This is a genomic window from Gammaproteobacteria bacterium (assembly GCA_013003425.1).
Lineage (GTDB): Bacteria > Pseudomonadota > Gammaproteobacteria > Steroidobacterales > JABDKV01 > JABDJB01.
The window spans coordinates 132,124-142,500 of the sequence record JABDJB010000045.1 but is presented as its reverse complement, the minus strand read 5'-3'; the positions used below and the strand labels follow the sequence as shown (position 1 = coordinate 142,500).

Below are 10,377 nucleotides of genomic sequence, written 5' to 3'. Positions count from 1 at the left end.
CCGCCGTGAGCGGCCTAGCAGGGAGGCGGCATTATAGGGCTTTGGCGCGGCGCGTCAACTACTCTTTTGCAGACCGTCGCCACAGCCTAGATCGGGTCTGCCGCCGGCGCCGGCCCGGTCGCCAGGTGACGTTCGAGAAATGCCTCCAGAGTCCGGTAAAACAGGTACCTGGCGGCTTCGCCACTGAGCCCGTGCCCCTCGTTTTCCAGCAGCAGCCCCTCGCCGTCCTTGCCATGCCGGGCCAGGGCCCGGACCAGTTTCTCGAAATGACTCACCGGCACGACATCGTCGCGCAACCCGTGGGCCACCAGCACCGGCGCATCGAGGTCGAGGACACGGTTTACCGGTGAAATCTGGGCAAGCTCCGCTTCATCCTTGTCCTGGCCAAGCACTTTCTCGAGGAAACTCTGGCGGCCGAGGTCGACGGGACTATGACCCGCAACCAGGGCCGGCAGGTCAGTGACGCCGCCGAAGCTGACGCCACAGCGGTACAGCCCGGGATTGAGCGCCATGTTCATCAGGGCGGAGTAACCACCAAAACTCCAGCCATAGATACATATCCGGTCGGCCGCGCCGTGACCTGAATCGACCGCCCAGCGCACCGCATCGGCGATGTCATTCTGGATGGCCGCCCCCCAGTGACCCCACCCGAGCTGCTCAAAGCGACGACCATAGCCGCCGGAGCCGCGGAAATTTATCTGCAGCACCGCATATCCACGGTTGGCCAGAAACTGCACCTCGGGGTCGAAACCCCATTTGTCTCTCGTATCGTGAGGGCCGCCGTGCACCAGCACCACCATCGGTTCCGGGCCGCTCGCGCCACGCGGCATGGTGAGAAAGCCATGCAGCTGTTCACCGTCACGTGCACGCAGTCCGATGGCCTGCGTGTTTGACAGGTTCTCCTCTGGCAGGAACCCGCGCATGTGAAACAGCTCACGCAGCTCGCCGGAATCGGCGTTGAAATGATAAAAGCGCCCTTCGTTTTTTTCGTTGTGCGCGGTTACCAGTGCGATAGCGCTGTCGTCGCTGAATTGCACTTCGATCTGGTATTGCGACAAAGCGTCCGCGAGTTCCGTGTCGATTGCCTGACGATAGGCGTCAAAATAGTGTATTCGCGAACGATCCGTTTCGTAGCGCGCACCGATCGCCCGTTCGCCATCGCGCGACAGCACAATTCCGGACACATCTACAGTGTCATGCGCGAATAGCTCATCACGCAATTTGCCCGTCTTGAGATCAAAAGTGTACAGCGCACGGGTATCGCGACCGGCATTACTCAACACATAAACGAGATCCGGATCGCGGGTGAAGGCCAGCGGCCAGATTCCGGTGCCGCCGTACTCAAATGAGTAAATCTCCTGCCAATGCTTTCCTCCTGACGGGCGATGCATGACGTGCACACCAAGGTCATCGTCCAGACGCATCGCTATACGGGCCTTGCCCTTTCGATCTACCAGCCAGTGGTAAACCTGGCCACTGTTCCGTGCCAGCCGGCGAATGTCACCGGTGCGAACATTGACTGTTGCAACGTCGGTATAGAAGTGCGCGGCCGGCGGCAGTTTGCCGTCGCTGTTTACCGGCGGATTCAATCGCTCGTTACGCACCGTAACCAGCAGCTTGTCACCATCGATGGGGCGTGGATCCAACAGCCGGATCGAATGCCACTGCGCCTGGATTGTCGCCTGGCGCCTGGGTGATTTACTGTGCTGGCCGCTGCTGAAACGAACCGTGCGCGCGGGCTGGCGCGATATATCGACAACGTTGAACCATTCGTTGCCGAAAACTGATGCTGCCCTGTTCGGGTTATCGGGCGGCGCGGCACGGTAGGCGATGCGTTGCTCGTCGATCCACGTAAACCATGCCACTTCGTACGTGTCATAAGTGGTCACCGTACGGGCGTCGTTTGTCTGCAGGTCTATTATCCTGAGGTTTCGACCAGGCTGGTCGTCAGCCTCGTGCAGAACCGCAAGCAGCCGTCCGGACGGCGACAGCTGTGGCTGCGAAAACTCGGGGTTGGCAAAAAACGCTTCGAGTGGCATTGCCGGGCGTGGTAATGCCGATGCAATCGTCGCACCGGCGCCATCGACAATGGCCGGGGTCGGACTGACAGTTGCATAGGCCGCAGAAACACCGAGCACTGTCAGCAGCAGCGCAGCAAGTTGCCGGGCCCGACGGCCTGGCGCGAATCGACGGTTCGTGACCATGCCCGATCAGTTTAGCCGTCTGAAGCAGCGCAGCGACACCGTTCGGCCAAAAAAAAGGCCCCGCTGGTCGGGGCCTGTTCTGTTGTCGGTGGTTTTCCGGTCTATTTGTTGCGGCGCATCAGGCCGAGTCCGGCCAGCCCGGAAGCCATAAGCCAGACCGCTGCCGGCACGGGGATAGCTTTCGCCTCGTAAGCCGTGATGTGCGACAACCCCTTGTTCATTACGTCAGCCGTATCCCAGATGCCCATGTTTGTCATCGCGACATTGGTGTAATCGTAGACCGCGTACTCATTGCCGGCCTTGATGACGATGTAGCCAACGATCTCGGGGCCGTCGTAGGACCATTCTCCGGATATCACTTCCGGCGGATTATCATCATTAAACACCAGCTCCGAAATAGTCAGGCCGTCGGTCATGGTGTCCGGCCGTTCAACCCTGGCGATAAGGTTCACGTCCAGGCCAAGGTCTGCAAGCATTGAAGCCTCGGAATCGTTGCCAGAAAACGTGCCCAGGTAAGCGCCCTGCTCCAGGGCAGCATTGGCCCCAGACCACAGCAGCATCCCGACCAGCAGCGGCATTAATCGCTTCAACATTTTTCTTACCCTCTTTTAAGTAGATTTAACGGGTTAATGTGAAGCATGTTACAGCCCGGGAATCGTTGCCGGGGCGCAAGACAACATAACCCGACGGTCAGGTAAGGGTTGCCCGGATAAAACGCCGTTTTCCAACCTGTATGACATAAGTACCCGGCGCGAGCATGGTCTCGCGATTCTCTATTCGATCACCGTCAACGCGAACGGCACCCTGTTTTATCATCCGCACCGCCTCCGAATTGCTTGCAGTCACACCGGACCGGGTAAGGGCGGCGACAATTCCAAGCTGGCCGTTTTCGCTTTGCAGCTCGCACTCCGGCATCTGGTCCGGCATACGATTTTTCTGGAACCGGTCTACAAACGCCTGCTGCGCCTTATCGCCGGCACCGTCGCCGTGGAATCGACTGACGATCTCCCGTCCAAGCGCAAACTTCACATCGCGGGGATTACCCCCGTCATCTATGTCCTTGCGGTAGCCATTGATAACTTCATCGGTTTCGAAGCTGAGCAATTCGAAGTAACGCCACATCAAATCGTCGGACAACGACATGATCTTGCCAAACATCTCGTCGGCCGGCTCATCGATGCCGATGTAATTGCCCAGTGACTTGGACATCTTCTGCACACCGTCCAGCCCTTCAAGCAGTGGCATGGTCAGGACTATCTGTGGTGACTGGCCATACGCCTGCTGCAGCTGGCGACCAACCAGCAGGTTGAATTTCTGGTCGGTTCCGCCCAGCTCGACATCGGCACGCAGTGCGACCGAGTCATATCCCTGGACCAGCGGGTACAGGAATTCGTGGATGGCAATCGCCTGGCCGGACTTGTAGCGCTTGGCAAAATCGTCCCGCTCGAGCATCCGTGCCACGGTATGTTTTGCAGCCAGCTCGATCAGGCCGGCAGCGCGCATCTCGCCCATCCAGCTGGAATTGAACTCAATCAGTGTGCGCTCGGGGTCGAGGATCTTGAAAATCTGCTTTTCATAGGTGTGGGCGTTCTCGATCACCTGCTCGCGCGTTAATGGCGGCCGGGTGGCGCTCTTGCCAGAGGGGTCCCCGATCATCCCGGTGAAATCACCGATCAGGAAGATAACTTCGTGCCCCAGCTGCTGGAATTGCGCCAGCTTGTTGATCAGGACCGTATGACCGAGATGCAGGTCCGGGGCCGTCGGATCGAAACCGGCTTTGATTCGCAGCGGCCGACCGCTGCCGAGCCGTTCGGCCAGCTCTTCTTCCACCAGGATCTCGTCGGCACCGCGCCGGATCAACTGCAGTTGTTTTTCTATGTTTCTCGCCATGTCTTTCCGCTGACAAATCAAGCGCTAACGTTGACCACCCCGAAAGCGGGCGGTAATGTAACATGCTTCAGTTTTTCAGGAATTTCTGTGAGCCGGGCCCCCAGTCGCATCCGTCACGATTATAAGGGAAAGCTCGATTATGCCGGGCCCGCACGGCCGCGCACGAGCAAGTGGCTGCTGTTTGGCATCGTGGCAGCTGCCGCCGCAGCCACCCTGTACCTCACGCTGCTGCACGATGCCGGCGGCACGCAACGCAGCCAGCCGAAAACCGCTGCAGTGCCCGCAATCGAATTGCAGCAACCCGAACCCGAGACCACCAGCCTCAAGCTGCGCCTGCCCGGCGAATCTGTCTCCGGCGCGCCTGTACCCTCAGCTACTACCAGCATGACCCTGCCGTTGCCACAGCCGCGCCAGGAGGCTGCAGTTGTTCCGGCGACGCCTGTCGATGCGCCCGACCGGGTGCAATTCGAAATTGCATCCGGAGACACTCTCGATCAGTTGTTCGCTGCCAACAAGCTCAACCGTTCGGATCTTGCCGAGATTCTGCAGTTGGACGACGCTCGCGAGCACTTGCACCTGCTACGTCCCGGCGACCGCATTTCAATCAGGCATGAGCTGGGCGATGTGCTGCAACTACGACGCACCATCGATGATGAGCGTGCACTGACTGTCGAACGCGACGGCGAAAACTTCATTGCATCGATGGTAGTCAACCCGGTCGAGAAACGCATCGCGCATGCACACGGCGCGATCGATTCTTCCTTGTTTCTCGCGGCACAGAAGGCCGGCATCTCTGACACTTTAATAATGAACCTGGCGGGCATATTTGCCTGGGACATAGACTTCGTGCTCGATATCCGCTCTGGTGACAGATTCACCATGCTGTACGAAGAAATCTGGCAGGACGGTGAGAAACTGCGCGACGGCAAAGTGCTGGCCGCAGAATTTACCAACGGCGGCAAGACTTTTCGCGCTATTCGCTTCGAAGACCCCGACGGCGAAGCCGGCTACTTCACACCCGACGGGCTGAACGTCAAGAAGGCATTCCTGCGTGCACCGATCGCCATCAGCCCACGTGTGACATCGAGCTTCAATCCACGCCGCATGCATCCGGTGCACAAGAAAGTACTGCCGCACAAGGGTGTCGACTACAGCGCGCCGACCGGCACCGCAATCAAGGCGGCTGGCGACGGCAAAGTTATTTTCCGTGGCCGAAAAGGCGGCTACGGCAACACCGTAATCCTGCAGCACGGCGGTAATATCACGACGCTTTACGCACACATGTCAAAATTTCATAGCCGGGCCCGCACCGGTCGCCGCGTCAGACAGGGCCAGGTAATCGGCTACAGTGGCGCCACTGGCACCGTAACCGCTGCGCACCTGCACTACGAATACCGTGTTGGCGGTGTGCATCGAAACCCGCGCACCGTCAAACTGCCAAAAGCACAGCCTGTCGACAAGAAGTACCGCGCGCTCTACACCGAAGTCGCGACCCCACTTATTGAACAACTCGATCTCGTTGGGCGTACGCTGCGGGTTGCCAGTAGCAACCCACAGTGAAGCAGCGGGAATATCGCTATATCGGCCTGATGTCGGGCACCAGCATGGACAGTGTCGATGCCGGCCTGCTCACTCATAGCGACAGCTTTCACCTTGAACGCGGCATCAGCCACCCGTTTCCGGCTGAGCTGCATGGGCGGTTACGGCATCTCGTCGACCATGCCGATAAAATTTCGCTGGATGAATTGGGACAGATCGATACAGCGCTGGGAGCCTGCTTCGCAGAAACTGCGATCGCGCTGCTCGAGGCAGCCGGGCTGACGGCGGCTGATGTAACCGCGATCGGCAGCCACGGCCAGACGATTCGCCATCGGCCAACCGGCGCACAGGGGTTCACGATGCAAATCGGCGACCCGAATGTTATTGCCAGTCGCACCGGTATCACGACGATCGCGGATTTTCGACGCCGCGATGTAGCGCTGGGCGGGCACGGCGCGCCGCTGGCCCCGGCTTTTCATCATGCGGTTTTTGCCCGCAGTGGCGAAGAACAGGCCGTCATCAATATTGGCGGCATGAGTAACATCACAACCTTGCATGCCGACGGCAGCGTCACAGGCCATGACACCGGCCCCGGCAATGTGCTGATGGATGCCTGGTCGCGTCAACATCATGCCGAGCCATTTGATGATGGCGGCGCCTGGGCACAGTCGGGGACTATCGACAGCGAGTTGCTGGCACTGCTCAGGTCTGAAGAATATTTCCGCCTGGCGCCACCAAAAAGCACCGGGCGGGAGCTGTTCAACCTGCCCTGGCTGACTGGCCACCTGCTATCAATGGCTGCTGCACCCGAGCCGGCCGATGTGCAGGCGACTCTTTCAGAACTGACCGCACTGGTTGTAGCCGAGGCCGTGCGCACTTATGCCCCGGCAGCGCAACGCTGCCTGGTCTGCGGTGGCGGCGCCTACAACACCTTCCTGATGCAGCGACTTGCTGCCCACTTGCCACAAGTCATCATCGAGACAACGCAGTCTCGGGGCATTGCGCCGGAGTGGGTCGAGGCCGGGGCCTTTGCCTGGCTGGCGATGCAAACACTCGCCGGACGTGCCGGCAATATTATCGATGTCACCGGAGCCTCCCGGCCCGCCATTCTCGGCGCTATCTACAGCGCCGGCTGACTGCGGTTACGTCGCCTCTATCTGCAGGCGAAAATTGATCGACCGCAAGTAACGGGCTTCCGCACGCAGATCTGCGCGTGTCAGCGGATGTTTATCGAGCCACGCCGCCGGAACCCGCAATTTCAGTCGCCGCTTTCTCGCAGCAAGTTCGAGTGGGGCGGTCGAATTAGCGCTGCGGCCGCGGTGCAGCAGTACAGCCAGACGCAGCAGCACTGCCAGCTGCGGCAGTTTTCGAGTCCATGGTTTTGGCAGCGACTGAAATTCCTGCTGCTGCACCTTGCGCCGGTGACACAAGACCAGTCGTGCGAGCAGCGTTTTCTCACGAATGGAAAAGCCGGCTACATCCGAGTTTTCCAGCAGGTACCAGCCATGACGCTGGTACTGTGAATGCGCAATACCCAGACCCATTTCGTGCAACCGCGCCGCCCACGACAACAATTTGCGTTCGAACGGAGTATTGATGCGCCAGTCATCGGCAACCTGGTCAAACAGCGCCAGCGCGGTACGCTCTACCCTCCCGCCATGCTCGACATCAACATGATAACGCTGCTCCAGCGCACGCACGCTGCGATCACGTACATCGCGGTCGGCAAGCTGGCCCAGCATGTCGTACAACAGCCCCTCGCGCAGCGCACCGCGGGCCACCAGCATGCTGTCAATATTCAGCTCTGCCAGCATTGTCTGCAAAATGACAGCCCCACCGGGAAACACCGGAACCCGCTGCGACGACAGGCCCTGCAGCTCCAGCTTGTCGATATGACCATGGCTGATCATGTGCTGTTCAATATTGGCCAGCCCCTGTTGCGTTACCGGTCCATCGCTCCAGCCCTGCTCGAGCAGCACGTTGCGGGCGGCGCGAATAGTGCCGGACGTGCCAACGACCTGCTGCCAGCCAAGCCGCTGCAGTTGCTCTTTCACCGGCTCCAGCTCTATCGCAGCCGCCAGCCTGGCACGTTGCCAGCGCCTGGCGCTGATCTTGCCGCCGGGAAAAAATTTCTCGGTGATACTCACGCAACCCATATAAAGACTGAACAACTCGCGAGTCTCAAAACCGCTGCCCAGGATCAGCTCGGTACTGCCGCCACCGATATCGGCTACCAATCGCGCACCGGGTTGTTCCGGCAGTGAATGCGCTGCCCCAAGGTAAACCAGCCGTGCCTCTTCACGACCCGATACCACTTCAATAGGATGCCCCAGGGCCTCTTCTGCAGCCTGCAGGAAATCCGTGGCGTTCCTGGCCTTGCGCAGGGCATTGGTACCGACCGCCCGGACGCTTTCGGCACGCATGTCGCGCAGCCGCTGACCGAAACGTGCGAGACACCTCAGCGCTCTGTCAGATGCCTTCCTGGAAATCTTGCTGCGCCGGTCCAGGCCTGCCGCAAGACGCACCATCTCGCGCAGCCGGTCAATTACCTGCAGCTGGCCGTGCTCATAGCGCGCGACAACCATGTGGAAGCTGTTGGAGCCGAGATCGACGGCAGCAAGCACCTGCCGGGACAGGTTCCTGCTCATGAGAAAATCAGTGGTTCTGCGCCGGCGTCTCGCCCGGCTGTTTCAGGCCGAAAACGATGAGCCACAACCGCAGGTCGTGGTCGCATTGGGATTGCGAATGACGAACTGGGCGCCTTCCAGGTCTTCCTTGTAATCGATCTCGGCACCAGCGAGGTACTGGATACTCATCGGATCGACCAGCAAGGTTACGCCCTCTTTCTCGATTCGCATATCACCTTCCTCGACGTTCTCGTCGAAGGTGAAACCGTACTGAAAGCCGGAGCAGCCGCCACCGGAAATAAACACCCGCAACTTGAGGGCGTCGTTACCCTCTTCGGTAATCAACTGGCCTACTTTCTGTGCTGCCGCCTGGGTAAATACCAGCGGCGTTTCTGCCGATGCATTCATTGACTTGTTACTTTCCGCCGCCAACCCGCACCAGCTTGTCGTCCTGTTTGGCCGACATATCGACCAAAGTAGGCTGACCTTTTGGCTGGTGAATCAGCTTGCCGTTTATCTCAGCTCCGATAGCCATTTCAATAAGGTTGTAAAACACGTTACCAATAACCCGGGCCGTTGCACCAAGCTCGACGCGTTCCTTTGCAGTGACATCACCTTTGACCGTGCCGTTCAGAATGACATGCGGCACACTGACCGAGCCTTCGACGGTGCCGTGTTCGCTGATGCTCAATACTGAATCGGACTCCGGATCGGCGCTGATGTTCCCCTTGATGTAACCATCAACGTGGAAGCCGCCGCTGAACTCGACGTCGCCCGAGACCCGGCTCTTGCTGCCGACCAGCGTATCGATGTTGGCGCTCTTGCGCTTGGTGCCACTGCTGCTATTGCTGTTACGACCCAACATGCTCATCTCCTAACTTTGCTGCACAGCCCAGTCATAGGACTGGCGTATAACCTTGGCGCCACGACCGCGTGGATTAACTTCCACATTTACCCGGTCGGGCACAAAATGCTCCGGCAGAACCAGGTCCCTCTCGAGATCCTGGAAATAACGGAACGAAAAATCCAGTGGCTTGCCTTCCTGCGGCATCAACTCGGCCAGCGCGTAGGTGACCGGTGCGCCGTTCTCGGCTCCGTCCACCGTCAAGCTTACTACACCGGAAACCCGCCGATCATGCTTGCTGGCCTGAACCAGCACCAGACGCACGCGATAACGGCTGTTCTGCGGCCCGGCGCTAAGCTGGAACTCGCGTATCTGCAGCCCGGTCGCATCCGGCGGACTGACGATGCCGCGGTAGAAAGCCAGTTCCTCGCGCTGCTTCTGAATCTCCTGCTGCAGGTCTGCCAGGGTATCCTCGACCTGGTTATAGGCCTCATGATCGACCTGCAGCGACGTCTCCAGTAACGCAATGCGTTCACGCAGACGGTCATTCTCGGCCGTCAGCGCAGCGATTTCGTTGTTCAGCTGCTCGATATCCCGAGTCATGGCACCGCGATTGAAGCCACCGCGATACTGGCCATATTCGAGCAGCAGGAACCCGCCGACAAGCGCGCCGAGCACCAGCAGCGCCCACATGACGCGTACGCGTCGCGGCCGGTGTGGTTTGACAACGAGTTTGCTCTTATGCATCTTGCGCTGGCAGTGCCGATCAGGGGTGCCGGTCATGGTAGCGCGGCGGTAATCGAAAGCAACAGCAGTCAGTTCACATTATCGGCAGCTTCTTCGCCGGGACCCTAATATGCTCTGGATCAAGGCTTTTCACGTTATTTTCATGGTGACCTGGTTCGCCGGCCTGTTCTACCTGCCGCGCCTGTTTGTCTACCACGCGACTACCACCGACCAGGTCAGTCACCAGCGTTTCTGCATCATGGAGCGCAGGCTGTTGGTATTGATGACAATTGGCGGCGCCCTGACGGCCCTGTTTGGCGTCTGGCTGTTGCTGCAGCGGCCGGCGCTGCTCGGACTGGGCTGGATGCACCTGAAGCTGGCGCTGGTGGTGCTGCTGATCGGTTACCACGCCTGGTGCGGTCTGCTGGCAGCTCGATTCAAGGCCGGAACAAACACCAGGAGCGAGACCTGGTACCGCTACTTTAACGAGGTGCCGTCGTTACTGTTGATAGCCATAGTGGTTCTGGCAATCGTCAAGCCGTTCTGA

Annotated in this window: 10 protein-coding genes; 3 read left to right on the top strand and 7 right to left on the bottom strand. The window is 59.3% G+C overall.

Features of this window, described 5'->3' with window-relative positions; genetic code table 11:
• Nucleotides 1–86: 86 nt before the first annotated feature.
• From HKN06_07135 to HKN06_07125, 3 genes are all read right to left on the bottom strand, one after another.
• Entirely contained in the window at nucleotides 87–2,204 is a 2,118-nt protein-coding gene (locus tag HKN06_07135; protein NNF61090.1) for a S9 family peptidase, read from the bottom strand.
• 101 nt (nucleotides 2,205–2,305) lie between these two features.
• Nucleotides 2,306–2,797 (bottom strand): VPLPA-CTERM sorting domain-containing protein, encoded by a 492-nt coding sequence (locus tag HKN06_07130; protein NNF61089.1) that lies wholly within the window; start codon nucleotides 2,795–2,797, stop codon nucleotides 2,306–2,308.
• Between the two features lie 97 nt (nucleotides 2,798–2,894).
• The gene (locus HKN06_07125) at nucleotides 2,895–4,094 is read right to left on the bottom strand and encodes a tyrosine--tRNA ligase (protein NNF61088.1); all 1,200 of its coding nucleotides are present in this window, start codon (nucleotides 4,092–4,094) and stop codon (nucleotides 2,895–2,897) included.
• Nucleotides 4,095–4,181: 87 nt separating this feature from the next.
• Here HKN06_07125 and HKN06_07120 point away from each other — a divergent pair, with 87 nt between their 5' ends.
• Both HKN06_07120 and HKN06_07115 read left to right on the top strand, forming a co-directional pair.
• Nucleotides 4,182–5,654, top strand: a complete 1,473-nt coding sequence (locus HKN06_07120) for a peptidoglycan DD-metalloendopeptidase family protein (GenBank protein NNF61087.1) — start codon at nucleotides 4,182–4,184, stop codon at nucleotides 5,652–5,654.
• Nucleotides 5,655–5,683: 29 nt separating this feature from the next.
• Nucleotides 5,684–6,769, top strand: coding sequence for an anhydro-N-acetylmuramic acid kinase (locus HKN06_07115; GenBank protein ID NNF61086.1), 1,086 nt, complete (start codon nucleotides 5,684–5,686; stop codon nucleotides 6,767–6,769).
• Nucleotides 6,770–6,775: 6 nt separating this feature from the next.
• On the opposite strand, the gene ppx is transcribed toward HKN06_07115, so the two are convergent.
• From ppx to HKN06_07095, 4 genes are read right to left on the bottom strand one after another with little or no spacing between them, the layout of a single operon-like run.
• Nucleotides 6,776–8,281, bottom strand: a complete 1,506-nt coding sequence (ppx, locus tag HKN06_07110) for an exopolyphosphatase (protein ID NNF61085.1) — start codon at nucleotides 8,279–8,281, stop codon at nucleotides 6,776–6,778.
• Nucleotides 8,282–8,323: 42 nt separating this feature from the next.
• A complete protein-coding gene (gene erpA / locus HKN06_07105) occupies nucleotides 8,324–8,668 on the bottom strand; it encodes an iron-sulfur cluster insertion protein ErpA (protein ID NNF61084.1) in 345 nt (114 codons plus the stop codon).
• Between the two features lie 7 nt (nucleotides 8,669–8,675).
• A complete protein-coding gene (locus HKN06_07100) occupies nucleotides 8,676–9,125 on the bottom strand; it encodes a polymer-forming cytoskeletal protein (GenBank protein NNF61083.1) in 450 nt (149 codons plus the stop codon).
• A gap of 9 nt (nucleotides 9,126–9,134) precedes the next feature.
• Nucleotides 9,135–9,851 (bottom strand): hypothetical protein, encoded by a 717-nt coding sequence (locus HKN06_07095; GenBank protein ID NNF61082.1) that lies wholly within the window; start codon nucleotides 9,849–9,851, stop codon nucleotides 9,135–9,137.
• A 109-nt stretch (nucleotides 9,852–9,960) separates the two neighbouring features.
• Here HKN06_07095 and HKN06_07090 point away from each other — a divergent pair, with 109 nt between their 5' ends.
• Nucleotides 9,961–10,377: a CopD family protein gene (locus tag HKN06_07090; GenBank protein NNF61081.1), complete on the top strand. Its 417-nt coding sequence runs from the start codon at nucleotides 9,961–9,963 to the stop codon at nucleotides 10,375–10,377.

Coding starts and splice junctions, on each gene's coding strand:
- HKN06_07135 (NNF61090.1), bottom strand. CDS start 2,204: ATGGTCACGAACCGTCGATTCGCGCCAGGCCGTCGGGCCCGGCAACTT.
- HKN06_07130 (NNF61089.1), bottom strand. CDS start 2,797: ATGTTGAAGCGATTAATGCCGCTGCTGGTCGGGATGCTGCTGTGGTCT.
- HKN06_07125 (NNF61088.1), bottom strand. CDS start 4,094: ATGGCGAGAAACATAGAAAAACAACTGCAGTTGATCCGGCGCGGTGCC.
- HKN06_07115 (NNF61086.1), top strand. CDS start 5,684: ATGTCGGGCACCAGCATGGACAGTGTCGATGCCGGCCTGCTCACTCAT.
- ppx (NNF61085.1), bottom strand. CDS start 8,281: ATGAGCAGGAACCTGTCCCGGCAGGTGCTTGCTGCCGTCGATCTCGGC.
- erpA (NNF61084.1), bottom strand. CDS start 8,668: ATGAATGCATCGGCAGAAACGCCGCTGGTATTTACCCAGGCGGCAGCA.
- HKN06_07100 (NNF61083.1), bottom strand. CDS start 9,125: ATGTTGGGTCGTAACAGCAATAGCAGCAGTGGCACCAAGCGCAAGAGC.
- HKN06_07095 (NNF61082.1), bottom strand. CDS start 9,851: ATGCATAAGAGCAAACTCGTTGTCAAACCACACCGGCCGCGACGCGTA.
- HKN06_07090 (NNF61081.1), top strand. CDS start 9,961: ATGCTCTGGATCAAGGCTTTTCACGTTATTTTCATGGTGACCTGGTTC.